This is a genomic window from Chelatococcus sp. HY11 (genome assembly GCF_018398335.1).
GTDB lineage: Bacteria > Pseudomonadota > Alphaproteobacteria > Rhizobiales > Beijerinckiaceae > Chelatococcus.
In genome coordinates, this window is sequence record NZ_JAHBRX010000002.1 from 1,497,586 (window position 1) to 1,522,188 (window position 24,603).

Sequence of the window (24,603 nt, forward strand, 5' to 3'; positions counted from 1 at the left end):
TGATATGGGGACAGTCGGGCAGGCGGCTCGCGCGACGAGCCTCCTGATCATCAACCCGAACACCAACGTGCGGGTGACGGACAACATACGCGCCGCGGTCCAACGGATCATCGGTCCGGCGACGCGCGCGCTCGTGCTCAATCCAAGTGCGGGTCCGTTCGCGATCGAAAACGAGCAGCACCGGGAGGCGGCCGAGCCGCATGTGGTGGACCTAGTGCGCGGCAGCCACGCGACGCGTCATGACGCCTACGTGTTGTCAGCTTTCGATGACATTGGTTTATCGCGAGCCCGGGCCTTGACGCGTGCCCCGGTGGTGGGAGCGGTTGAAGCTGGCATTGCGGCGGCGCGGACGATGGCGCGGCGCTTCGCGGTCGTGACCACGGTGGAAGCGGCCCTGCCGGGGATAAGGGAGCAACTGCGCCGCCATGGCGCGGCCGACATGGCGAGCGTGAGGGCCGCCGGTATCGGGGTGACGGAAGCGGCCGACCGCGGATACGCCGCGCGCCAATGCCTGCTTCGATCGATCTACCTTGCCGTGCATGAGGATGGCGCGGAAGCCATCCTGCTCGGCTCCGGAGGGCTCACCGGATGGACGGACCTTCTTCAAGACGAGACCGATGTACCCATCATCGACGGCGTACTCGCGGCGGTAAAAATGGCGGAGGCGTTCGCAAACCTTTGTCCGCTCGGACAGGAGGACGAGATTACCGCGACATGAGAATGCTCAAGGTCCTGTGATCCTAGGATATACAAAGTAGTCTTGCTGTTTGGTATGATTTCTCGAATGCGTACAATGGAAGAAACTCGAATCTCGAGTGGAAATTATGTGCACCGGTGAAAAAATTCGGCGTTGGGATACCCTTTGCCGAGAGCGCTGAGCCGTCTGTTCCGCCGCGCATCGGCACGATCTTTGGAGCTATATTCAGAGTTTCCAACGCAGCATAAATCAATTCGACCGGGCGCCCATCAGCTTTTATAGATTGCGCGATGTTGGAGTAAGTATCTGTTATGGCGCAACTTGCCTTTGCGGACGGATATTGCGCTGCCGTGAGGCTCACGGCCTCCTCGAGCTTTTGCTTGCGTTTCATCAACCCATCTTCGTCAAAATCCCGGAGCAGGACCGTAAGACGTGCCTCCTGATCGCTGGAAATCAGATTCTTGAACCAAAAAAAGCCTTGTCGGCCGTGCGTTCGCTCCGGCATATCATTCCGGTCGAAGCCCGCGATCAAATCGGTGGCCATCAGCAGAGGATTGACCAGAACGCCGTTCGCGGACATCGGGTGGGCGCTGACGCCCGTGAAGACGATTTCTGCCGAGGCCGCGTTGAAGGTCTCGAGAACGACCTCGCCCAACTCGCAGCAATCGATCGTATAGGCGAAGTCACAAGCGAAGCGCTCCAGATCAAGCGCCTTAGCGCCGCGCAGGCCGATCTCCTCGTCTGGCACGAAGGCGACATGAATGTCGCTGTGGTCGCGATCAGGCGGAAGCCGGGCCAGCAGCGTCATGATCACTGCGATCGCGGCCTTGTTGTCAGCGCCGAGCACGCTCGTACCATCGCTGACGATGATGTCATGCCCGCTCCATTGCATGATCTCGGGGTGCTCAGCGGTGCGCAACCAGATATCTTCACCCGCGTTCAGGCAGAGATCCACGCCCTGGAAGTGCAGGACCTGCGGCCGAATGGTCGGAGACAGCCCGACATCGACCGTGTCGAGATGGGCGATGAACCCGATTTTCGGCGAACTCGGACGTCTCCCCCGCCTCACCGCCGTAACGGTCGCATGATCGTCGAGAACGATGTCGTCCAGTCCAAGCTCCTGCAGTTCGCTCGCCAGCAAAGCCGCGAGACGTTGCTGCCCTTGTGTGGAGGGCAGGCTGGTGGAACGGGCATCACTCTGGCTTTCGATCGCGAGGTAGCGAAAGAAGCGTTGTTTCAGTTCATCGCGGATATCCATCGGGCAACCCTGTTGCGTTACTGACGACGGTCGACTGATATCATCCCAAATCGAACTGTCCGAGCCCATCGACAGTTTTGATGCGGGAGCCATATTCTGCGGATGAGCTTGCGACCCGGCTGAGAATGCGTTCCGCCGAAGCACCAGTTGCTGGATGCGGCACGAGCCGGTTCTCGATCTGGTCGTCTTGAAGCCCCTCTTCGCCGCCGACAATCAGCGGATGCAGCGTCAGCGACGTAAGCCGGTTGTCCGCGCCGAACGTGCAGTTCGCAACGACACTCTCCCAGACCTCCCTATGCTTCCATAGCGAGACCTCCGATTTTGTGTGAAAGATGAAATTGCCGAGACTGTGGAAGATCGGGCGTCCGCGATAGACTTCGATCGGTAGAAGGACGGGAACGCCGTGGCTCACGAAAACCGCCGCGCCCGCGTCGATGAATTGCCGCGCGAATGCGCTCATCCAGTCTGGAGATTGCAGCCAGTCGCTCGACCAGTGATGGTGATGCAGATAGGCGATGACCAGTTCTCCCGCGTCCGCCGCGGTTCGGATGGCTCTCAAATTGGCCTCGAGATCATCCTTGTCGATCCTGACGGTTCGCTTGAAACGGTCTGAATTGCGGAAGATCGCCCGCCCGATCCCGAGTTCTTCCGGCTCGAGCGGTGGTTCGTCATCCGGCTGATTGTCCATCAGCAGGTTCAGGGCGGAATATCCCGCCTTGTCGAGGATCATCTGCAGCTGTTGGAAGGTCTCGCTTTCAAGCTCGAGAATGCGTGACATGCGGATGCGGTTGACGCCGGGTCTCTCACTTCGTTCACCGATAGCGTCAGCCGCATACATGAAATCGGGCCCTGGTCCGCCGTCCATCGCGACCATGGCGACAGGTTTACCTTCGAATGAGGCGCTTGTCGGGCCTCGCGCCTCGCTCTTGCTGCGTCCGATGCCGGCATGCAGGAACCCGCGCCGGCCAACTTCGTCCAATGTTGAGAGAATGCCAGGCGGTCCAAGGTCGAAGGAGTGGTTGTTGGATAATGAGAGCGCCTTGAAGCCAATCTCGTCCAGCGCGTCGAGAACTTCGGGCTTGCTGCTGCCGAAATAGAAACCTTTCATGAGCCAGCCGCCATGCGTGCCGTAAATGGTTCCCTCGAAATTCGTAAAGGCGAGATCCGCGCTACGCACAAGCGCCTTGATACGGTCGAATTCCGGGCTTTTTACGGCTCTCGTGTCATGCTTGATCAAGGACTGGCCTGTAACGGCCAAGGTAAAATGGTCGTTCATTCGACTACTTTCTTTATGATAGGTCGTTGATGGGAGGAGCAACTACTGAGCGAAGATTTTCGGGCGCGCCTCGATCAGGTGCCGGGTGTAGGGGTTTTCGGATTGGCCGAAGATGAAATCGGATGAGCCGTAATCCTCGATCTTGCCATTCCGCATCACGCAGACCTCATCGCAAATGTCCTGGACGACGGCGAGATCGTGGGAAATGAAGATCATCGAGAGGCGGTTCTCGGATACCGTCTCCTTCAGCAATGACAGGATTTCCGCCTGCACGGATACGTCGAGGGCGGAGGTTGGTTCGTCCGCGATCACGATCTTCGGCTGGGCAAGCAGCGCGCGGGCAATGCAGACGCGCTGCTTCTGGCCGCCGGATAGCTGATGGGGGTAGCGGTCGAGATGGATTGGCTGCAGGCCCAGCCTTTCGATCGTCTCGACGACGCGGGCACGGACCTGCGCGTGGCTGGTATCGTATCCCGCCTGCGCGGTCGCCCGCACGCATTCGGTCAACGCCTGGGCCACGGTGAGACGGGGGTTCAGCGCGGACGCAGGATCTTGAAAGATCATCTGGACGCGGCCGAGCAGGCTCCCGCCTCGGCCGCGATGGCTGATGTCGTACGCCTTTCCATCAAGCTGGATGCTGTCCGCCTCGCCGGTTTCAAGGCCAGCCAGTATGCGGCCGATCGTCGATTTGCCGCTGCCGCTTTCGCCCACGATGCCGAGGACACCAGCGCGGGACAACCGGAAGCCGATATCCCGCAGCGCAAAGCGCGGTCTCTCAGCACCGAAAACATCGAGGATGCTCCCGCCGCCGAAAGTCTTCGACAGGTTTTCGACGACAAGTATAGGCTCGCGGACGATCGCGTCTTTGGTCGCTGCAGCGACAGGTGTGGTGCGCAGCTTGGGCACCGCCGCCAGTAGCTTCCGCGTGTAGGGATCCCGCGGGCTCTTCAGCAGCGAAACAGTCGCGCCCTGCTCGATGACCTCGCCGTCCTTCATGACTACCACCCGGTCGGCGATCTCCGCGATGACGCCCATGTCGTGGGTTATGAGAAGGATGGAAAGACCGTTCTCCGCGACAAGCCCTTTCAGGACTTGCAGAATCTGCTTCTGAACAGTGGCATCAAGCGCCGATGTGGGCTCATCAGCCACGATGAGGGAGGGGGAGCCGGCCAGCGCCGTCGCGATGACGATGCGCTGACGTTGTCCACCCGACAATTGGTGGGGATAGCTATGGTAGCGTCGTGAAGCGTCCGGGATGCCGACCCTTTCGAGAAGTTGGATAGCGCGCTTTCGCACCTCCGGACGGGAGAGTGAGGGCGAAAGCGCCGATATCGTTTCATCAAGTTGAGCCCCGACCGTCATGAGAGGGTCAAGGGAGGATGAAGGATCCTGGAAGATGCTGGCGATCGCCCGGCCTCTCAGCGCGCGTCTTTCCTTGCCATCAATGGCCTCTAGTGCGGCTCCGTGTAGCCGGATGGCGCCGTTGGTCTGCTCGATGCCTGGCGCCAGGAGGCCAATCACGGAATTTCCGATCGAGGATTTGCCGGCCCCAGATTCCCCGATGACGCCGAGCACCTCGCCGCGTTTCAGAGTGAAGCTCACGTCGCGGACAATCGGCGTGGAGCAAGATGTTCCCCGGTAGACAAGCGTTAGGTTGCTCACTTCGAGCAAAGGCGCCTTGTCGTTGTCCGCCGTCATAGCGTTCTGCTCCGTGGGTCCCAAAGCCGGCGGATGTCTTCGCCGGAAAAATTGATGGCGGCGATCAGCGTGAACAGAGCAATTCCCGGAAACAGGCTGATCCAATACTGGCCGGTCAGCAGGTATTGGAAGCCATTCGCCACCGTGGAGCCGAGCGAAGGCTGATCCATCGGCACGCCGAGGCCGAGGAAGGACAATGTAGCCTCCAGTGCCACCGCGTGCCCGATCTCGATCGGCAGCAGGGTGATGGCCGGTGCGATGCTGTTCGGCAGGAGATGGCGCAGGATGATCCGCCCACGCGACAACGGCATGGTGCGCGCGGCATCAATATAGGGTTTTCCCGCCTCGCTCAGCGCCACGCTGCGGACAACCCGCGCATAGGTTGCCCATTGCACGATGATCAGTGCCAGGATGATCCGGTCAACGCCCGGACCCAAGGTCACGATTGCTATCAGCGCTACAAGCATGGTCGGCAGGCTGAGCTGCAGATCGACGATCCGCATGATCACCGCGTCGACCCAGCCGCCGAAATAGGCGGCGGCAACGCCAAGCGTCAGGCCAAGGGCTGCCGCGATCGCGGCGCTGATGACCGAGACCATGAGGCTGATGCGCAGCCCGAAGAGGATGCAACTCGCGATATCGCGCCCAAGACCGTCCGTGCCAAGCCAATAGCGATAGCCGTTACCACTCATCGTGCCGGGTGGGGAGGAGGCTTCCCAGCCAAGGATCTGGAGGAGGTCATAAGGGTTCTGCGGCGCCAACAGCGGCGCTGCAAGCGCGGCCATCACGAACAATGCGAGGATCGCATTGGGCACGGTCAATGCCCGCCGAAACCGGCGAGGCGCGTGTGTCATGGCGTTGATGATTTCCATATCCGCTCTCCTCATCAGGCTGAGATGCGGACGCGCGGATCGAGCACCGCGTAAAGCAGGTCGACAGTCGCGTTGAGGACGACAAAGGTGAGCGCGACCAGGGTGAGCGTTGCCACCACGACGGGCCGGTCGAGAAGCTGGATCGAATCGATCAGCAGCTTGCCAACTCCCGGCCAGGCGAAAATGCTTTCCACCACCACCGCAAAAGCCAGCATTCCCCCGAACTGCAACCCGACGATGGTGATGATCGGCAGGCTGATGTTGGGTAGCGTGTGCCTGAACAAGATGCGCCTGTCAGAAATGCCCTTGGCGAGGCAGAAGCGCACGAAGTCCGCCCTCTGCACCTCGACCGTGCCGGCGCGCGCGAGCCGGGCGATCAGCGCGATGTTGGGAATGGCGAGGGCAAGGGCGGGCAGGACCAGATGTCTCAGTCCGTCGATGGTCAGGAAACTCCAGTCCCATCCGAGGATTTCGACGGTGCTGCCCCGGCCGCCCGAAGGAAACCAGCCGGTCGTGACCGCGCCAAGGAGAATGAGCATCATGCTGAGCCAGAACGAAGGAACACTCAAGGCATAGACGGTTGCCGCCACGATGATGCGGTCGATGCGGGTTCCCGGCCGGGTTCCCGCGAGCAATCCAAGCCCGGTGCCGGTCAACGTCGCGACAATCATCGCAAAGGCGGCGAGTTCGAAAGTGGCGGACAGCTTGCTGAGAACGAGATCGAAGGCAGGCTGATGATAGATGTAGGAAATGCCGAAGCTGCCGGTGGCAAGGTTTTGGATGAAGACGAAATACTGGCGCCACAGTGGCTGGTCCAAACCCAGTAGTTCCGTCGCTCGCCTGATGTCCTCCGGTGTGGCCGTGTCGATATTGACAATGTTGTAGACCGGATTGCCGACACTGTGTATGCCGACGAACCCCACCAGAGACATCACGGCAAGCAGAAGGAAGGCCTGGTAGAGCCTCCCCGCGATGACCTTGAACAACCCCATGATTCAGTTCGCAGCCGGCTTCGCCTGCATGGCTGTCGTCCAGCCGCGCGGATGCATGAGATAGCCGGTCACGCGTGGGCCGTAACCGGAAATATGGTGAAAATGGTAGAGCGGGATGATCGGCTCGTCGCCCATCACGAAATCCGTCAGTTCAGCCAGAGCCTTGTCACGCTCCAGACCGGCGTCCACCGTCCGGGCCTTGTCGAGCATCTCGTCATAGGCCGGGTTGCGATATTGCCCGAAATTGAGCGCGCCCGCGCCGGTCGCGTTGTCGGGCGACTTCAGTACGGCCTCCAGGCAGACATCCACTGCCTCACCGGAGCATCCTCCATACCAGATGCTGTATTCGCCGGCGGCCCGCTTCGTATTGAACACGGAGAAAGGAACACCGACGGGCCGCGCGGCTACGCCGATCCGCGCCCAGCTCTGGGCGACGGCTTGCAGCGACTCGCCGTCACCGGGATAGCGGCCCGCCGGCCCGTTGAGCACCACCTTGAAGCCATTCGGGAACCCCGCTTCCGCAAGCAGTGCCTTGGCTTCCTCGTAGCGTGCCGGTTGCGGAGCAAGGTTTGGCGACGTGCCTGCCAGGCCGTTGGGAAAGAATTGCGCAGCGGCGGTGCCGTAGCCGGAAAGAATCTTGTCGACGATGACGTTGCGGTCCACGGCCATGGCGAGCGCCTTGCGAACCCGCGCGTCGAGGAAGGGGTTCGCGATGGCCTTGTCCGATTTGTCGGTGACCCCCGGCACGGCTTCCTTGCCGAGCTCGAACTGGAAGAAGTTCAATCGCGCGGCGGGTACGCTTTCGACCTTCGCCCCTCTCTGTTTCAGTGTCTCGACATCCCGCGCGGGCACGAAATCAGCGATGTCGACGTCGCCGGCGGAAAGCGCGGCGACGCGGGCCGCGGGGCTTTCGACGATCCGGAAGGACACATTCGACCAGGCGGGGCGCTGGCCCCAATAGTCGTCGTTGCGCGTGAGGTCCAGGGTCTCGCCGGAACGCCAGGCCTTGAACTTGTAGGGGCCCGTACCGACGAGGGAGGTGCCCGCGTTGAGCTTCTCGGTTGTCGCGAAGCCATCTGTCCCGCGCGGCAGGATGAAGATCGCCGAGAGCGCGAGCGGCAGTGTCGGCTGACTGCCGACCGTCTCTATGACCACGGTTGTCGGGTCCGTGGCGGAGACGGAAGCTATGCCCTTCGTATAGGCCTGAAATCCGCCGCTTGGTGGTTTCAGGAAGTTGCGTATGCGTTCGATCGTGTAGACGACATCATCGGCGGTGAAGGGCGAGCCATCGTGAAAGCGGACATTTTCACGGAGCTTGAATTCCCAGCGCGTATCGGAAACGCGCTTCCAGGAGGTGGCAAGCCCAGGCTGCAGCGCCAGTTTTTCATCCTGATAGACGAGGCGCTCGAAGATGTGAGACAGCAGCGACGAGTTTTCGTTGAGGGTGGAAAAATGCGGATCGAGCGTCATCAGCTTGTATGACGTCGCGATGCGCAGGTCCTGAGCCGCGGCGGTTGTGAAACCCGCAGTGAACAGTGCAATTAATACCGAAGCAACCGACAGACTGCCGGCGCGAACACGCGTCGTGAAGTTCATTCCTGTTCCCCTATTTATCGCTTCGGATCACATGGAATTCGGACCCGAGCCGCTTCTTTGAAAGTCAGAAATCCTGATCTCAACAATTCAAAAATTCCGGGCTATCCGTCAATTTATTAAGTTTTTTCGCTGCCCTATTAGCTTGACTAATATCTGGATCCAGGGAGCTACGGGCGCATGCCGGTTGAGGGAAACGACGCATGGAAAAGCTGAGGGACGATAGCGGCATCGGGCTCAGACGCGCCGAGATTTTCCGAGAAATCGTACGTTCGGGTTCGACCCGGCGCGCATCCAAAGCGCTCAAGATCACCCAATCCGCTGTCAGTCAGCAGTTGAAATTATTCGAGGAACTGGTTGGAGAAAAACTCTTCGTAAGAGATCGGCGGGGTCTGATTCCCACGACCCGCGCCATCGAAATTTACAACAGGATAGATCGTTACTTCGATACGCTCGGCCATATCGAGCGGGAGATCCTGGGCTCTTTCAGTTCCGCACAAAATAGTCTGAGCATCTCGGCGCCGCATTTCGTCTGCCTTTCCATGCTCCCCAAGCTTGTAGCCGAGCTGGAACGGACCCGACCCTCGCTGGAGTTCTATATCAGGGCCCAAAGCTATGATCAGATTGCCCAGCATGTACTGACGGGCGAGGCGGATATTGGCATTTCCCGGTTGCCGCTCGACGAGCGGTTCTTCGAATGGAGGACCATATCCATCAGCAAGACCATCTGCCTGATGCGGGCCGGGCATCCCCTCGCGAGCAAGGAGCTGATCACAGCCGAGGACGTCTCCGCGGAAAGCCTGATCACTCTCGATCGTGAGTTCTCATCCAATCTGCTGGGATTGAACGCCTTTACCCACAAGGGGCGCTATCCGAACGTCAGGGTGCGCACGGATGCCATCGGCTTTGCCGCCGCGTTCGCCGCCCACGGCTCCGGCATCACCTTGATGAACGAGTTTATCGCGAGGCAATGCGGCATGTTCGATCTCAAGATCGTTCCGCTCCACCCCGCTATCACGTATGAACATGTGGTGTTCTGGCGCCGCGGCAGCGACAAGGTGATGCGGCAGTCCGCCTTGATCGAGACCATCGTCGAGTTCGCCAAGAGCCACGCGTCAGACCCGGCACAGGATTAGTCGCCGCGGCAAAGAAGGCTGGTCTCGCTGTTGGATCCGTCATCGATTACCCTGACTTCACGAGGTCCTCGATCGAGATCGGACAACGACGCGCTGCTGAGGGAACTTCCGCGGAAAAACTATCCTATTCGTTGATCGGAGGGTGACTTGGCATCATCACTTGGCAGGCCGCGTTTCGTCTGGACGCAACGTCAATACGCTAACACCATTACGAGTGACCGCGACCGTATGCTCGAATTGCGCTGAGAGCTTCCCGTCCGCCGTGACAACGGTCCATCCGTCTTCCTCGGCGCGAACCGTCCTGCGGCCCTGGTTGAGCATGGGTTCTATGGTAAAGACCATGCCTTCACGCAAGGTAAGGCCTGTCCCCGGCTTTCCGAAATGCAACACTTGCGGCGCTTCATGCATCGCGCGTCCGATGCCATGGCCGCAGTATTCCCGGACAATTGAGTATCCGTTCCGCTTCGCGTGCCGCTCGATGGCGTAGCCTATGTCGCCAAGCCTCGCGCCGGGACGCACGGCGCGGATGCCCTGCCACATGGCCTCGTAGGCGGTGTGAACGAGCCGCCGGGCGGAGGGGGCCACATTGCCGACGAGAAATGTCTTGCTGGAATCCGCGATGAAGCCCTCCTTCTCAAGAGTGATATCGAAATTAACGATATCCCCATCCTTCAGAATATCCTCGGACGACGGCACACCATGGCAGACGACTTCGTTCCTCGAGCTATTCAGCACGAAGCCATAGCCGTACTGGCCCTTGCTCGCGGGCCGCGCGCCGAGCTGATCGACGATGAAGGTCTCGACAAGGGCGTTAACCTGCAAGGTGCTCAAGCCCACGAGCGACTGCGCGTCTAGATACGTGAATACCGACGCGAGCAGCGCTCCGGACTTCGCGAGCAACTCAACCTCGGCCGGCGTTTTCGTCATGTGGCCGCGGCCGCAAGATCCACCGCATCGACGCCTGCGGTTTTAAGCTCGCGCGCCACAAGTTCCTGGAAGGTGAGACCAGGGTTCAGTTCGCAGAGCATGCCAACCTTAATCCAGAATGCGGCCTGGGCGTTGATCGACCGACAGCACGCCTTGCTCGCCCGCCGTAGCTGCTCGTGCAACTCATCCTCGATGTTGACGATACCCATTGCGCATCCCTTTATATACGATTCGTATATAAATCATATAATCGAATGCGGGTTCATCGCAAGAGCGAGCGCGGCGCGGCCTTTGATGGGCCATATCAGGTGCTGGTTCATCCCTATCTGGCCGTCGCATCTTAGCCGTCGTTTCCGCGGTCAGCACCAAAACCACGGTTTTAAAAAGAGCAACTCAAGCCGCCGTCAACGTAGATGACTTGTCCGTTGACGTAGTCTGAAGCCTGGGAGGCGAGAAAAACAGCAGTGCCGCCAAGTTCGCCCGGGTCGCCCCATCGTTTCGCGGGCACTCGCGCGACACGGTTTTGATAGAGCGGTCCATCTGCCATGATGGGACGGTTCATATCGGTCACGAAGTATCCGGGGCCGATCCCGTTCACCTGTACGTTGTGCTCAGCGACCTCCGTCGCCAGCGCGCGCGTCATCATGCGCAAGCCGCCTTTGGAGGTGGAATAGGGCACGATGAAGGGGCGGCCCAGTTCGCCGACCACCGACACGATGTTGATGATCTTTCCGGCACGGCGCTCGATCATCGCGGGCAGCACGGCGCGCGTTGCCAGGAATGGACCCTTGAGGTTCACGGCCATGAGCTCGTCCCAGGCCGCTTCGCTCACATTGGAGAATTCTGCCCTGTGCGAAATGCCGGCATTATTCACCAGTACGTCGATGCGTCCTTGGCGGCGACAGATCCTCTCCATCGTCGACGCAACCGCCGTCGCGTCCGTCACATCACAGATCTCAACTGACGCCTTACCGCCGGCATCCGCGATCGCGACGCGAGCCTCTTCCAGCGTTGCGCGCGTACGTCCGATCAGGACAACCCGTGCCCCGGCCTCTGAAAGCGCATTTGCGATCGCAGCACCCAGGCCGCGTCCCGCGCCGGTCACGACGGCCGTCTTGCCGGCAAGGCTGAACAGATGGGACATGAGGCCTCAGTGAAATGTTCGCCCGCCATCGATGGCAAGCGTGGCGCCAGTGACGTAGGAGGCGTCCTTGGACAGAAGGTACACGATTGACGCGGCGATCTCCTCGGGCTTGCCCCAGCGGCGCAGCGCATAGCGATCCAGCGGGACCGGCGGCCCGTCTTCCGGCGCCTTCTTCAACCCGGCGTTCATCGGCGTGTCGATCAGTCCCGGGCAGATGCAATTCACGCGGATGGCGGGCGCCAGTTCGGCGGCGAGCGCCTTGCTCAGGCTTTGTACTCCGCCCTTCGACGCCGCGTAGGCAGAAGCACCCGCAATCGGCATCAATGCTTGGGCGGAGGCAATGTTGACGATAGCGGCATCAAGCGTGGTGCGCATATGCGGTATCGTCGCCTGGCTGACGATGAATGTGCCCGTGAGATTGACGTCGATAACCTTGCGCCACGTATCAATGGTCATCTCGTCGACCGGGCCGAGCGCAACGATGCCGGCCGAGTTCACGAGACCATCGATCGCACCAAGCGACTTGGCGGCCGCGTTTATCGCGCGCTTTACGGCATCCGGATCGGTCACATCGACCTGCGCCGAATAGCCCGACAAAGGCAGGCTGGCGGCCAGAGCTGCAACTCCTGCCCCATCCCGATCCAAGCAGGCTACTCTTGCGCCTTCCACGGCGGCCAGCCGGGCCACTGCTGCTCCGATCCCCGAAGCCGCTCCGGTTACGACGATCCGCCGTCCTTCAAGCCGTGCGCCCATCGTCAAGCCTGCCTGTTCGCTGCGACGACTTGCTTCCAGTCGTCAAGGAGAGGTACCGCGACGTCCTGCATCGCGATCGTATCGACGAAGATGTGCTGTGTGGCAGCAGACATGTCGCGCATGCACCGGCCGAGATCGCTTGGATTCCGTAATGATTCGGAGCCACCCATCGTGTAACAGAACCGTACAACATCAGCCGCCACCTTGTGCACATAGATGACATTCTGTCGGAATCTCGCCGACATCGCGCGTGTGAGTTCGTTTCCGGATTCGATGTACCGTTCCGTTTCGTCGTAGAGCTCCATGGTGAAGGCTCGGGCCGCGCGATAGCTTGCCTCGTGATAGGCGAAGTCATGCCGGAATACCGGCTGCTCTCCGAGTACGGTCTGGTACGCCGGACGCTTCTTCTCAAATGCAATGCGTGTAATTTCTTCAAGCGCACGCTTCATCAAACCCAGCGCGACGCCGGTGTGTCCCGCACATGCGAGCCCAGGTATACCTATATCGTAGAGGCGCCAGTCGCGCAGGCCACGGCTGATCGTGCGTTCGTGATGGAAGCCGTTCGGCACGGTGACGTCCGTCAAACTATAATCAACGCTGCCAGTGCCCTGCAGCCCCATGACATCCCAGTTTTCGTCAAATTGCGCCTTCTCGCGTGGCAGCCAGCAGACGCGCACCTGCGGGTTGCCGTCCGGCAGCTTGCGGATCAGCTTGTCGTCCATGACGAGCATCCCCGAACCTAGCCAGGTCGCATGCAGGGACCCGCTTCCGAACCGGTACTTTCCCGTTCCTTTCAAGCCGTCTGGCGTCTCGACACTCGTTCCGCCGGGCCCGAGCATACCTGCCATGATCGGCAATTCAGGACCGCTGTACATTTGCGCGACAGCCTCGTCGCTACAGAAAGCCGTTGCGGCGGCCGTGCCTGTGGAATTCGCCATCAGCGACCAACCGGCCGATGCATCGGCCGCGGAAATCTCCTCCCAAGCCTCCATGCATTCAACCATCCTGGCCTGGGCGCCGCCGAGGTCCCGAGGAACGAGCATCCAGAACAGGCCCGCGTCCTTCATGGCAGCCAGCACTTTGGGCGTCATGGTTCCGATGCGCTCAGACTCGCCCGCCTCCGCACGTACCAGGGGCGCGATTTTTTTGGCCCTGTCGGGGATCGTATCGGTTGCAACCGTCCAGGCCGGGTTTTGTACGTTCATCGTTCTTCCCTAGTCGGCAATTGCGGTTCTCGCAGTTGGCGCGCCGCTATATCCTCTACCGTGGCCGTAGCATATGAGGCCGCTTTCCTCGCTGCCAATGCTGTCTCTGCGCGGCGCCAATACCTTGCAGGTATCGGCTATCCCATACCCGTTTCAAGGAGGTGTTCGATCTGGTCCGCATCGCCTGACAACTGATCGACCAGTTCGACAAAGCGGGGAAGAGCCGGGTTCAAGTTGGACCGCGCCCATGTCAATTCCAGGCCGACAGGCAAGGATAAATCGGCGATCGCCCGTAAAGTGACGCTTTGCGTATTAGGAATCCGGCACGACGAGTTCACAAAGGCGAGCCCCATCCCAGCCGCGACGAGGTTGATAAGAGTGTTCTCATTGTCGGCGAATTGCGCAACCAAAGGCGTAATCGCTGCTCCCCTCATGGCGGTCACCAGCTTCTCATGCGTGATCCCGTTGTTCCGGGGATTGGGCATGATGAGTGGCTGGTCCGCAAGATCAGCCAACGTAAGCGACGGCTTGCGTGCCAATGCATGATCTCTGGGTAACACCAGCACGAAATTATCCTGGCCCACGATCAGTGACTCGAAATCACTGCGTTCGCCCGCGTGGCGGAAAAGAAAGCCGGCGTCGATCTCGGAGTTGCGCAGAGCCTCGATTTGGCGCTGCGACATCATGACGTGGAGCTGCAGGTTAATGCTTGGATATGTCTCGCGAACCGCCTTGAGGAAGCGAGGAAATTCGCGCCTGCGGCCGGCGATTTCATTGAAGCCGATATGCAACGTTCCAACCTGGCCGAGGGCGACGCGCTGTGTACGGAGACGAGCCGCTTCCATTCGCTCCAGGATATCCCGGCAATCCTCCAGGAAGGACCGGCCCGCCTCGGTCAAGCCAATGCCCCGCGCGTGACGGTCCAGCAGCGGCGTGCCGACGTCACTCTCGAGATCGCGTATCTGCCGCCAGAGCGCCGGCTGGGATATATGGAGCCTGTGGCTCGCCCGGTGGAAGTTGAGTTCCTCCGCGACGGCGACGAAATAGCGCATCTGGCGAGTTTGCAGCATCACAATACCCAAGAAGCATCGTGAGTCCTCGATAAAGGTATTCGCGCGCCATGTCTCGATCGAGCGATAAATGTCCAATCGATAGTTGCATCGACAGGAGGAAACATGGCTGGGCGATTGTCAGGCAGGAGGATCGTGATCACCGGCGCTGGGTCCGGCATAGGACGCGCCTCGGCGCAAGCCTTCGCGCGCGAGGGCGCAAAGGTCGCGCTTCTTGACCAGAATGAGGCCGCTGCCCAAGCAACCGCCTTGGAAACCGGAGGGATCGTCGTGCCAGTCGATGTCACGGACGCGGCGGATGTGGAAAAGGCTCTGGAGCGCGCGGCCGAGTCCATGAGAGGTATCGACGGTCTGCTCAACTCGGCGGGCATACTCTCTTCCAAGTCATTTGGATCGATCGATCCGGAGCATTGGCGCAAGGTGCTCGACGTCAATCTCACCGGGACATTCCTCGTCTGCCAGGCGGCACTGCCCTACCTTCTCAAGGCCCCGGGCGCTGCCATCGTCAACATCGCGTCGGGTCAGGCCCTGCTGCCATCGCTGACCGGATCAGCCTATGCCGCCTCGAAAGCGGGTGTGATGATGTTCACCAAATGCCTGGCGATGGAACTCGCCCCGAATATCCGGGCGAATACGATCTGCCCCGGTGCCACTGCAACGCCCATGACCGACAGCGAAATTCCACCGGAGGACACCGTTCGCCGCCAGAAGCTCGCGGACGCCTATGCCATGAAGCGGCTCTGCGTCCCCGAAGACATCGCGAACGGCATCCTCTATCTCATGTCGAACGAGGCGTCGGCCGTTACAGGTATCGCTCTGGCCGTCGATAATGGCCGCACTTACCATTAGAGCGAAATGCGCGGCCTAGCCGCGCACTTTCCGCAACCAGTCCACCATGATGCGGTTGAACTCCTCGTCGAACTCCACATTCGGAAAGTGATAGCCGTCCTTGATCTCGATATAGTGAGCGCCCTTGATCTTCGCGGCAATCAGCTTGTTATCGCTGGGGGGCGTCGACAGATCGGCCGAGCCCGCGATGACCAAAGTCGGGATGTCGATGGTGTGCAGTCGATCTTCGACATTGTGGGTCAGGCAGGCGTGCATGCAGCCGAAATAACCGTCAAGCGATGTGCCGAGAAACGTTTCCCGCAGGGCTGCCCACCTCTTCGGGCGCCGGTCTCGATAGCCCGCACCGTAGCGGCGCTCCATATTCGCGGATACGATGCTTTCCAGCGTCCCCGACGCCTTGACGGCTGCGATACGGCCGAGCATGAGTTCAGTATCGCCATCCCATTTTGCCGCCGTGCAGCACGCCATGAGCGAGGCGAGACGTCCGGGATAATCGGCGGCGATCACCTGGCCTATCATGCCGCCCATGGACAGTCCGATCAGATGCACGCCACTGCTGAAGCCCAATGCGTCCAGCACGGATACGACATCTGTAGCTAGTCCTTCGATCGTGTACTCACCTTTGGTCGGCGTGCTTCCGCCGTGACCGCGCATATCGACGCGCAGGACCTGGAAGCCCTCGGCGAGGATCGATGGAACTTGCTCGGCCCACATCCCGTAGTCGGATGTGAGCGAATGGGTCATGCAGACAACCGGTGCATCAGGTGGGCCGATGAGATCGTAGTTGATCAGGGACTGGCCTGTGTTGTGAAGCAATTGTGCCTCCTAGTAGAAGATGCGGCCGCCGTTGACGACCAGCAGTTGACCAGTGATGCAACGGGCTTCCTGGCTCGCCAGAAAAGTGATCGCGTTGGCGATGTCCTCAGGCTCCGCGAAATGGCCGATCGGTATTTCCCTGAGCGCCTGCTCATAAGTCTCCTTGGGGAGTTGCTTTGGGCCACGGGTGTTGGTGACGCCCGGAGCAATAGCATTGACGTTGATGCCGAATGGCGCCAACTCCCGGGCGAGGCCGCGCGTAAAGCCGGTCACACCGTTTTTGGCCGCGGCGTAGTCCACAATGTTCTTGTCGCCGATCAGCGTCGAGTCCGACGAGAGGCTGACGATCTTGCCGAACTTCCTGTCGCGCATCCCCGGAGCGACGAGCCAAGTGACATACATCGTCACCATGAGGTTGAGATCGACGACGAAATCCCAGGTTTCGGGGACGGAGGCGAGGAACTCCGACGCGTTCTTGCGCGCGGTCTGCCCCACATTGTTGAGTAGGATATCGATAGGCCCCAGATCGGCCACGGTCTTGTCTATGGCGACCTTGACCGCCTCCCGATCGCGCATGTTCGTGACGATCGGCAACACCGTGCCGCCGGCTGCCCTGATCTGTTCCGCAGTCTCGCCAAGCGGGCCATCCTCAATGTCGAGAATAGCGACCTTTGCACCCTGCTCGGCGAATTTGATGGCGCTTGCGCGCCCGATGCCGTTCGCGCCACCGGTGACGAGTGCGACCCTTCCCGAGAAACGGTCGGTCATGTGAGATCCTTCCCAAAATGGACTGTCAAGCAATCGCCAAATGACGGTTGCGAATGGATTCGTCCTGATCGAAATCTTCCCAAGTTCCCGAAAAGACGACTGCCCCGGTTCCGAGCACATAGACGTTTGACGTGGTCTGTCGGCCGAACCAGATATTTTGCTCCACCAGCAGCATGGTGATGTCGAGGTCGGTGCAAATCTTGCCAACTATTCTGGCAAGATCCTCGACGATCACCGGGGCCAGGCCTTCGGTTGGTTCGTCGAGGAGCAAGATCTTCGGACGCGAGGCGACGGCGCGGGCGACACTTAGCATTTGCTGCTGGCCTCCGCTCAGCTGTCCGCCCAGGCGCGCGCGCAGGGGGCCGAGCATCGGGAACCATTCGTAGATCTGTTCTGGTGGAATGGCCGGGCGATCGGCGGAGGCGCCGAAGCGGCCGAGTTCGATGTTTTCCTCCACGGTGATGTGGGTGAATATCCGCCGATCTTCCGGCACGAAGGCGAGGCCACCTTTCGCACGCCGAAACCAGGCTTGCTTTCCGAGTGCCCGGCCTTCGAATTTAATCTGCCCTTCCACGCGCGGACCGGAATTCGCGATCGATTTCAGCAGCGTCGACTTGCCGGCGCCATTTCGGCCGAGCACAGTCGTTCGCTGGCCAGCGGGGACGTTCAGGTTGATATCCTGCAGGATATGGCTTTGCCCGTAATAGGCGTTGAGGTTCTCAACCCGCAGCATGATACATGTCCTTGCCGAGATAGACCTCGCGCACTGTGGGATCGTTGCGGACTTCTTCCACGCTGCCTGCTGCGATGACCTCTCCGTAGTTCATGACCATCACGGAGTCGGCCAGGGAGAAGATTACGTCCATATCGTGCTCGGTCATCACAACGGCAACGCCCTTCTCACGCCGGATCCGAAGGATCACTTCGACGATCCGCATCCGGTCGGCGGGTGCCATTCCCGCGGTGGGTTCGTCCAGCATCAGGATTTTCGGCTCGAGAGCCAGCGCGAGCGCAAGCTCCAGCCGCTTCTTGTCGCCATGAGATAACGTCGCGGCGGTTTCACCCCGCAAGGACGCTATGCCGAGTTGATCGAGCAAACCAACAGCTTCCGCCAGCAGGTCGGGTGGGGGCGCCGTATGCCACCACGCGCCCGTGTGTTCACCCCGGCTGCGGCGACGGGATTCAAGGGCGACGACGACGTTTTCCAACGCAGTGAGCTCGAGGAAAACACGAGACACTTGGAAAGTGCGGCCCATTCCCTCGATCGTGCGCTCGTGCGCCGGCATCCTGGTGACGTCCTTGCCCGCGAAATTCACATTGCCCGAGCGGCAGTTGACTTCCCCCGTCAATGCCTTGAACAACGTCGTCTTACCCGCTCCGTTCGGGCCAATGATCGCGAGCGCCTCTCCGTCCCCGACCGACAGGCTCACGCCCTTGATGACTTCGAACGCGCCGTAGTTGACGCGCAGATCTGCCGCTTGGAGCAACAGGCTTTGTGCGTTCACGCCCGGCCTCCCTTCAAAAGGCGAGCGCGAAGCTTGCCGAGAATTCCGAGGACACCCGTCGGTGCGACGAGGATGATGACGACGAGAACGCCGCCGACCAGCATCTCCGACAAGCCGGGATAGTTACGCGTCCAGTAGTTGATCGACGTGAAGACGACAGATCCCACGACAGGCCCCCAGAACGATGTGAAGCCGCCGAGCAGCGAGTTCAGCATGGGCTGGGTCGAGGCAAGCCAGTTGACCTGATCGAGCGTCACGATGCGGGTCCAGGGCGCTGACAGGGCGCCTGCAAGAGCGGCGGTTCCCCCGGAAATCATGAAGGATATGACCCGATAGCGCGCGACATCGATCCCGATGAACCTGGCACGGTCCGCATCCTCGCGAATAGCCCGAAACGTCCGGCCGAGGCGGGAGTGAATGACCCACCACAGTCCCCCGATAATCAGCAGGCATGCGATCAGGAGGAACCGATAATAGGCGTTGCTATGGGTGAGATCGAGGCATGTGACGCCGAGGTTTATTATCGGTCTTGGAATGTTTCCCAATCCATCCTGTTCGCCGAGTGCCGGAGTAAAGCCGATGATCTTGCCGAGTGCTTCCGTCAGCGCCACTGTCAGGACGGCGAGGAATATTCCTGTCAATCGCTTCAGCGCGACGATGCCGATTCCATAGGCGACAAGCGCCCCAAGGATGCCTGCGACGAGCAGAGTGACGACGAAGGGCAGCGGAAATCCGTATCGCAGTGACGCGCCGGTAAAGTAGGCGCCGATCGCATAGAAGCCCGCATGACCGAACGAGGCGAGACCGGTGTAACCGAACAGCAGGTTCCAGGAGAGGGCAAAAACCGACTGGATGAGCGTCATGCCGATGATGAACAGAAGCCCCGGATTCACGAGTTCCGGCGCGAAGAACAGCAAAACGACGAGCACGGCGCCGAAGGCAGAGAGCAGATACTGATCGGTAAAAGATGCCGTCTGGCCAGACCTGGTCCAAGATGCGTCGGTCATGTCACAATGCTCCTTGCGGAGGGAACAGGCCTTGCGGACGCGCGATCAGGAAGACCGCCAGGAGAACATAGACGGCGATGCCACCATATTCGGGCAGGAACGTCGCGTTGGCGCTTTCGACCAAGCCGAGAAGTATACAAGCGACGAATGTCCCACGGATACTTCCAAGCCCTCCGATCACCACAGCCAGAAATGCATAGAGGATGAAAGAACTACCGACATGGACGGAGAGTGTCTGGTTGGGAACAAGAATTCCCCCGGCAAAGCCGGCTAGAGCGAAGCTCGCAACAACGCTGAGCATCAGCACCATGGGTACGTTGATGCCGATCGTCCCAGCCATCCAGGGATCATTGGCGACGGCGCGCATGATCTTTCCGGCCCACATGCGATTCATGATCAGTTCCAGAACAGCAAAGGCCGCCAGACCAATGACAATCACGAGGATCGTGTAGAGAGAGATGTAGGACGATCCAATCTTGACCGCCGTATCAACCTCCGGCGGCGGCATGACGGAATAATAGTCCGAGCCCCAGATGGCTTTGGCCACCCCTTCGCAGAAGAGCATCAGACCGAAGGTGGCGATGAGAACATAATGGTAATCGACGTTCCGTAACCGGCCGAGCACGAATTTATCGGTAACCAGCCCCATTATTCCGATGGCGATGGCCGCGAGAAGCGCAACACCAATGAATGTCCAAAGGGAGCTGGGAGAAGCGCCGCCGATCGTATAGGCGATATAGGCGCCCAGCATGAAAAAGGCGCCGTGGGCGAGGTTCAGGATCTTGAGGATCCCGAACACCCAAGTCAGACCGGCGGCTACCAGGAAAAATGCCATTCCCGACGCCAGACCGTTGAACAATACAAAAACGAACTGATTGATCATTGTGGAAGATCTTTGATGTCGAACTTCACGCCGGGGGTTGCGGGTTCGATCATCTGCGACGTATCGATCTGCGCCATCTGGAGGATTTTGTAGAACGGGTCTGTGTCCGACGGCCCCATCTGCGAATAATAGCTTGTCGCGATCATCTGGTGGTCTTCCTTGCGGAAGCTGCATGGACCACCCGGCGTGTCGAAGGTGAGCTCCTCCATGGCCGCGATGACGGCGTCGGTTTGGCTCGATTTCGCTTTCCGGACACCTTCGAACAGTGCCATAGCGCTGCGTTGTCCCGCCATGACAAGCGCAGGCGGGAATTTGTTCCCCGTCGACTCGACATAGTCTTTGTAAAGCTGTTGGCTGAGCGGATTACTCTTGAAAGGCTCAAGGTCGTTGTTCCAGTATGAAATCGACCACAGGTTGGGATAGGTGTTGCGGCCCATCGCCTTGCCTGTGACCTCACCGTTGCCGACTTCACCGATGACCCTGAACTTGTCGTAGAGACCGACACCGCGAGCTTGCTGGAAGAAGCTGATCTGGGCAGCGCCCGCGACGCCGATATACAGCCCTTCGGCTCTTGAACTCATCAGGGCGTTGATCTGGGTGCGGAAATCCGTCGCCGTGCCCTGGGTGAAGATGGTATCGAGAACAGTTGCGTCCTTTCCAGGAGCATATTTCTTGACGGCATTGCCGAAGAACAGTGCGGAATCGCGGCCGAAATCGCCGTCCGGAGCAATCGATATCCAGGTTTTGACCTGGGGGTGTGTCTCGATCAGTGACCGCCCGAAAGAGCTGTACTGCGTATAGTTGTTGGCAACTGTCCGGAAGATATTGCGGTTGAAGAGTTCGTGGGTCACCGGCATGCCGGCCGCGCCGGCAATGATGACCACCGCGTTGAGCTCGGGGGCAAGCGGGGCGAGGCCCAGCGCGGTCACTGTTTGAGAGCCGCCGATCAACAGATTGATGCCAGCACCCGCAAGTTCACGTGCAACCGCTACGGATTCCGCGCTATTGTACTTGTCATCACGCACCACCAGTTCGATCTGGCGACCGAGAAGACCGCCGTCGCGGTTCACTTGCATCGCGGCGATTTCGGTCCCCTTCATGAATTGGGTTCCGACTGGGGCGCCGACGCCGCTCAGCGCGTAGGACACACCTATTCTCAGCGGTCCTGACTGCGCGCGCAGATAAGTGGATCTCATGCCGAGTGACAGACTCGCGCTGGCGGCTAGACCCTTGAGCAAAGTTCTTCTTTTCATTTCTTTCCCTCCAAACACGGCCTAACTTCTCGTTAGGTCCGACGCGCATTTTTATGCCCACAGACCGACGCTGGCAAAGATCAGAACGCGACGTCCGCGCCTCCCTTGAGGTGAAGGATCTGACGCGCCTCTTCAGGCGTCGCGATGCGCAGGCCAAGCCCCTCGATGATCATGCGCGCTAGCCTCACCTGCTCGGCGCTTGATTCCGCCTTGCGCCCGGGGCCGGCCCATAGCGAGTCCTCCAGGCCGACGCGCACATTCGCCCCCATCGCGGCGGCCTGGGCCGCGATACGCAGCTGGCTGGCGCCGGCGCCGAGTACGGACCATCGATAGTCGGCGCCGAACAATCGGTCCGCGGTGCGCTTCATATGGGCCACGTCTTCCGGATGGGTCCCGATCCCGCCCAGGATGCCGAAGACAGACTGGACGAAGAACGGCGGCTTTACGAGACCGCGCTCCGCGAAATGGGAAAGATTGTAAAGATGGGAGATATCGTAGCACTCAAACTCGAAACGTGTGCCATTATCGCCGCAAGTATCGAGTATGTATTCGATGTCCTTGAATGTATTCCGAAAAACAACATCGCGTGTCGCCTCGAGATGCTGGCGCTCCCACTCAAACTTGAACTCAGGATATTTCTCGAGGAGCGGGAATAGGCCGAAGTTCATCGATCCCATGTTGAGCGACGCGACTTCCGGCTTCAGTCTGGCGGCAGGGAGAACGCGCTCCTCCAGCTTCATATGGGGGCTTCCGCCCGAAGTGATGTTGATGACGGCGTCGGTCGATTGCTTAAGCCGCGGCAGAAAGCGCATGAACGCTTCGATTGTCTGGTCAGGCCGCCCGTCCTGAGGATTTCGCGCGTGCAAATGCAGGATCGATGCGCCGGCCTCCACGGCCCCCAGAGAATCCGTGATGATCTCTTCCGGCGTGATCGGCAGGAAAGGCGACATGGTTGGCGTATGTATACCGCCGGTCACCGCGCAGGTGATGATGACAGGAGATCTTTCAGTCATGTCAGCTTGGCATCCTATTCGTCCAGCATATCCCTGCGGAACTTTGCGACCTCGATCAGATTGCGGTCTCGCCAGATGTGGCGATTGTTGAGATCTGTAAAAGGCAAGGCTCCGCGTCGTTCGGCTTCGATCGTCTCCAGAACCGCGCCGGTCCAATCAGCGGACTTGCGCATCGTGTCCGTCATTCGGCGGAACATGGCTTGATAACGTTCGACATAGTCGCGTACCCCGCCGGGGGCGTTGAGGTCGATGGTCTCGAAGGGCCCCATGAATATCCAGCGGGATGCGAGACCATCGCGTATACACGCATCCACATCCGCGGCACTTGCATATCCGCCGTCGACAAGCCGGAAGCACTCGTCAAGCACTGCTGCCTGCAGCCGGTTCAAAAGAAAGCCGTCGATCTCTCGCTTGACCAGCACCGGTTGCTGTCCAAGCGACTGCATCAGATCTACCGTCCTCCTGACCGTTTCTTCCGACGTCCACGACGCCGGAACGATCTCCACCAGCCTGATCAGATGTGGCGGGTTCACCGGATGAGCGACGACGCAGCGCGCCCTCCCTTTCAGGGCTTCCGTAAACGCGGAAGGAAGCAAAGACGAGGTCGATGAGGCGATTACGGCATCGGGGGGAGTGTGCCTGTCCAGGTTCGTGAAGAGCGCAATCTTCAGATCAAGGATTTCCGGCGCGTTTTCCTGCACGTGGCAAACGCCGTCCAACGCTTCTTCCAAAGTGGGCATCGAGGCGATGCGCCGGGATATCTCGGCGGCGTCGTGACCATTGAGTAGATCCGCGTTGGCGAGATCAGGCAGGATCGATGCGATATAGTCCTTGGCGGTGGCCAACGCGTCTTCCCGCGGGTCCCACATCCTCACCTCGTAGCCACATCGCGCGTAGGCAATCGCCCAGCCGCGGCCAATGAAGCCGGATCCAATGATGGCGACAGCCGAAGCCAAAAGCTCCTCCCAATCTTTGTGACGAGGTGTCGGGCACCGCGTCGATCTTGGCTGAAGCATCTCCGGCAAAACCACGCTTGTCAATATCTCTGATCTGTGATCACAATTTGCAGGGCGCGTCTTTCGTGCTATGCCGCATCTCACTGGCCGCATACCGGCGTCGGGAGCGAGAGTAGATGGATGTCAATCTTGGACAGATCGAATCGGCAACGATTCAGGTCCAAGTCTACCGGCGACTTAGAGAAGCCTTGTTTACCGGCATGTTTGCGCCTGGAGAGGCGCTGACTATACGCAGGCTCGCTGATATTCTCGGCACGAGCCCGATGCCGGTGCGTGAAGCCTTGCAGCGACTGGTCGCCGAGCATGTCCTGGTGCAGATGCCGAATCGCACATTTCGGGTCACTCCATTTTCTCCCGAGATGTTCCGCGAGCTTGTTCGTGTACGCATGACGATCGAGGGGTTCGCCGCGGGCGAGGCGGCGCGGCGCGCAACACCCGCGCAACTGACGCGGTTATCGGAGCTCAATGAGAAGATGGCGGGCGCCCTCGATGTCTATGCGCCGGCAGAGGTCATGACCGCTAACCGCGAATTCCACTTCGCGCTGTACGAGATGACGGAAATGCCGCAGCTTTTGGATATCATCAACGGGTTGTGGCTACGGGCGGGCCCTTATTTGATGAACGCCCACAAGAGCTTGGAGAATCCAAGAGCGTTTTTTGCCTCCGGGGTGAAGTTCCATACACGTGTCATCGACAGCTGCGTAGCACGGGAACCCAGGCGCGCCGCCCGCGCGTTGGCTTGCGACATCTGGCATTCTGCCCGGAACTTTCGCTTGGATGTCGCCAGAATTAACGATCCCGGGCAGATTGAGCGGGAGAAACGTCGCCGCGCCGAGACGGCACGTCAGTTGAAAGTATAATAAACGAGGACG

General features: G+C 59.9%; 25 protein-coding genes and 1 pseudogene. 4 read left to right on the forward strand and 22 right to left on the reverse strand.

Going from position 1 to position 24,603, the window contains the following annotated elements; genetic code table 11:
* The first annotated feature begins 4 nt into the window (after nucleotides 1-4).
* The gene (locus tag KIO74_RS27605) at nucleotides 5-718 is read left to right on the forward strand and encodes an aspartate/glutamate racemase family protein (protein WP_213338412.1); all 714 of its coding nucleotides are present in this window, start codon (nucleotides 5-7) and stop codon (nucleotides 716-718) included.
* Between the two features lie 22 nt (nucleotides 719-740).
* Here the strand turns inward: KIO74_RS27605 and pepT are convergent, their stop codons facing one another.
* The 6 genes from pepT to KIO74_RS27635 are packed head-to-tail and all read right to left on the reverse strand — an operon-like array spanning nucleotide 741 to nucleotide 8,389.
* Nucleotides 741-1,955, reverse strand: a complete 1,215-nt coding sequence (pepT, locus tag KIO74_RS27610; RefSeq protein WP_213338414.1) for a peptidase T — start codon at nucleotides 1,953-1,955, stop codon at nucleotides 741-743.
* 40 nt (nucleotides 1,956-1,995) lie between these two features.
* Nucleotides 1,996-3,231 (reverse strand): CapA family protein, encoded by a 1,236-nt coding sequence (locus KIO74_RS27615; RefSeq protein ID WP_213338415.1) that lies wholly within the window; start codon nucleotides 3,229-3,231, stop codon nucleotides 1,996-1,998.
* A gap of 42 nt (nucleotides 3,232-3,273) precedes the next feature.
* The gene (locus KIO74_RS27620) at nucleotides 3,274-4,929 is read right to left on the reverse strand and encodes a dipeptide ABC transporter ATP-binding protein (protein WP_213338416.1); all 1,656 of its coding nucleotides are present in this window, start codon (nucleotides 4,927-4,929) and stop codon (nucleotides 3,274-3,276) included.
* A complete protein-coding gene (locus KIO74_RS27625) occupies nucleotides 4,926-5,801 on the reverse strand; it encodes an ABC transporter permease (protein ID WP_213338417.1) in 876 nt (291 codons plus the stop codon). Before KIO74_RS27625 ends, KIO74_RS27620 begins: the two co-directional genes overlap by 4 nt.
* 14 nt (nucleotides 5,802-5,815) lie before the next feature.
* The gene (locus KIO74_RS27630; RefSeq protein ID WP_213338419.1) at nucleotides 5,816-6,793 is read right to left on the reverse strand and encodes an ABC transporter permease; all 978 of its coding nucleotides are present in this window, start codon (nucleotides 6,791-6,793) and stop codon (nucleotides 5,816-5,818) included.
* A 3-nt stretch (nucleotides 6,794-6,796) separates the two neighbouring features.
* Complete coding sequence (locus KIO74_RS27635) at nucleotides 6,797-8,389, reverse strand: ABC transporter substrate-binding protein (RefSeq protein ID WP_213338421.1); 1,593 nt, start codon at nucleotides 8,387-8,389, stop codon at nucleotides 6,797-6,799.
* A gap of 200 nt (nucleotides 8,390-8,589) precedes the next feature.
* Between KIO74_RS27635 and KIO74_RS27640 the strand changes: the two genes are divergently transcribed.
* Entirely contained in the window at nucleotides 8,590-9,522 is a 933-nt protein-coding gene (locus KIO74_RS27640; RefSeq protein WP_213338423.1) for a LysR family transcriptional regulator, read from the forward strand.
* 156 nt (nucleotides 9,523-9,678) lie between these two features.
* On the opposite strand, the gene map is transcribed toward KIO74_RS27640, so the two are convergent.
* The 7 genes and pseudogenes from map to KIO74_RS32725 all read right to left on the reverse strand — a co-directional run.
* Nucleotides 9,679-10,449, reverse strand: a complete 771-nt coding sequence (gene map / locus KIO74_RS27645; protein ID WP_213338426.1) for a type I methionyl aminopeptidase — start codon at nucleotides 10,447-10,449, stop codon at nucleotides 9,679-9,681.
* Complete coding sequence (locus tag KIO74_RS27650) at nucleotides 10,446-10,658, reverse strand: ParD-like family protein (protein WP_213338427.1); 213 nt, start codon at nucleotides 10,656-10,658, stop codon at nucleotides 10,446-10,448. The genes map and KIO74_RS27650 overlap by 4 nt, the downstream gene beginning before the upstream one ends.
* Nucleotides 10,659-10,828: 170 nt before the next feature.
* On the reverse strand, nucleotides 10,829-11,593 hold the full coding sequence (locus KIO74_RS27655) for a glucose 1-dehydrogenase (RefSeq protein ID WP_213338429.1): 765 nt from the start codon (nucleotides 11,591-11,593) through the stop codon (nucleotides 10,829-10,831).
* A 6-nt stretch (nucleotides 11,594-11,599) separates the two neighbouring features.
* Nucleotides 11,600-12,346 carry an SDR family NAD(P)-dependent oxidoreductase gene (locus KIO74_RS27660; protein WP_213338430.1) on the reverse strand — a complete coding sequence of 249 codons (747 nt, stop codon included), beginning with the start codon at nucleotides 12,344-12,346 and terminating at the stop codon, nucleotides 11,600-11,602.
* 2 nt (nucleotides 12,347-12,348) lie between these two features.
* Entirely contained in the window at nucleotides 12,349-13,551 is a 1,203-nt protein-coding gene (locus KIO74_RS27665; protein WP_213338434.1) for an acyl-CoA dehydrogenase family protein, read from the reverse strand.
* A gap of 137 nt (nucleotides 13,552-13,688) precedes the next feature.
* Complete coding sequence (locus KIO74_RS27670) at nucleotides 13,689-14,342, reverse strand: LysR family substrate-binding domain-containing protein (RefSeq protein WP_249731499.1); 654 nt, start codon at nucleotides 14,340-14,342, stop codon at nucleotides 13,689-13,691.
* A 150-nt stretch (nucleotides 14,343-14,492) separates the two neighbouring features.
* Nucleotides 14,493-14,621, reverse strand: a pseudogene (locus tag KIO74_RS32725) (helix-turn-helix domain-containing protein); the annotation flags it as partial.
* 105 nt (nucleotides 14,622-14,726) lie between these two features.
* On the opposite strand from KIO74_RS32725, the gene KIO74_RS27675 reads away from it, so the two are divergent.
* Nucleotides 14,727-15,470, forward strand: a complete 744-nt coding sequence (locus tag KIO74_RS27675; protein ID WP_213338438.1) for an SDR family NAD(P)-dependent oxidoreductase — start codon at nucleotides 14,727-14,729, stop codon at nucleotides 15,468-15,470.
* Nucleotides 15,471-15,485: 15 nt separating this feature from the next.
* Here the strand turns inward: KIO74_RS27675 and KIO74_RS27680 are convergent, their stop codons facing one another.
* From KIO74_RS27680 to KIO74_RS27720, 9 genes are all read right to left on the reverse strand, one after another.
* Nucleotides 15,486-16,286: an alpha/beta fold hydrolase gene (locus KIO74_RS27680; RefSeq protein ID WP_213338440.1), complete on the reverse strand. Its 801-nt coding sequence runs from the start codon at nucleotides 16,284-16,286 to the stop codon at nucleotides 15,486-15,488.
* 9 nt (nucleotides 16,287-16,295) lie between these two features.
* Nucleotides 16,296-17,054, reverse strand: coding sequence for an SDR family NAD(P)-dependent oxidoreductase (locus KIO74_RS27685; RefSeq protein WP_213338442.1), 759 nt, complete (start codon nucleotides 17,052-17,054; stop codon nucleotides 16,296-16,298).
* Between the two features lie 25 nt (nucleotides 17,055-17,079).
* Nucleotides 17,080-17,787: an ABC transporter ATP-binding protein gene (locus KIO74_RS27690; RefSeq protein WP_213338444.1), complete on the reverse strand. Its 708-nt coding sequence runs from the start codon at nucleotides 17,785-17,787 to the stop codon at nucleotides 17,080-17,082.
* Complete coding sequence (locus tag KIO74_RS27695; RefSeq protein ID WP_291978346.1) at nucleotides 17,774-18,559, reverse strand: ABC transporter ATP-binding protein; 786 nt, start codon at nucleotides 18,557-18,559, stop codon at nucleotides 17,774-17,776. The genes KIO74_RS27690 and KIO74_RS27695 overlap by 14 nt, the downstream gene beginning before the upstream one ends.
* Nucleotides 18,556-19,566, reverse strand: coding sequence for a branched-chain amino acid ABC transporter permease (locus KIO74_RS27700; protein WP_213338447.1), 1,011 nt, complete (start codon nucleotides 19,564-19,566; stop codon nucleotides 18,556-18,558). The genes KIO74_RS27695 and KIO74_RS27700 overlap by 4 nt, the downstream gene beginning before the upstream one ends.
* A 1-nt stretch (nucleotide 19,567) precedes the next feature.
* Nucleotides 19,568-20,449: a branched-chain amino acid ABC transporter permease gene (locus KIO74_RS27705; protein ID WP_213338448.1), complete on the reverse strand. Its 882-nt coding sequence runs from the start codon at nucleotides 20,447-20,449 to the stop codon at nucleotides 19,568-19,570.
* Nucleotides 20,446-21,702 (reverse strand): ABC transporter substrate-binding protein, encoded by a 1,257-nt coding sequence (locus tag KIO74_RS27710; protein WP_213338449.1) that lies wholly within the window; start codon nucleotides 21,700-21,702, stop codon nucleotides 20,446-20,448. The genes KIO74_RS27705 and KIO74_RS27710 overlap by 4 nt, the downstream gene beginning before the upstream one ends.
* An 80-nt stretch (nucleotides 21,703-21,782) precedes the next feature.
* Nucleotides 21,783-22,715: a 3,5-dioxohexanoate:acetyl-CoA acetone transferase gene (gene kce / locus KIO74_RS27715; protein WP_213338450.1), complete on the reverse strand. Its 933-nt coding sequence runs from the start codon at nucleotides 22,713-22,715 to the stop codon at nucleotides 21,783-21,785.
* 14 nt (nucleotides 22,716-22,729) lie between these two features.
* On the reverse strand, nucleotides 22,730-23,671 hold the full coding sequence (locus KIO74_RS27720; protein ID WP_249731622.1) for a 3-hydroxyacyl-CoA dehydrogenase: 942 nt from the start codon (nucleotides 23,669-23,671) through the stop codon (nucleotides 22,730-22,732).
* A 176-nt stretch (nucleotides 23,672-23,847) separates the two neighbouring features.
* Here KIO74_RS27720 and KIO74_RS27725 point away from each other — a divergent pair, with 176 nt between their 5' ends.
* Nucleotides 23,848-24,591 (forward strand): GntR family transcriptional regulator, encoded by a 744-nt coding sequence (locus tag KIO74_RS27725; protein WP_213338451.1) that lies wholly within the window; start codon nucleotides 23,848-23,850, stop codon nucleotides 24,589-24,591.
* Nucleotides 24,592-24,603 lie beyond the last annotated feature (12 nt).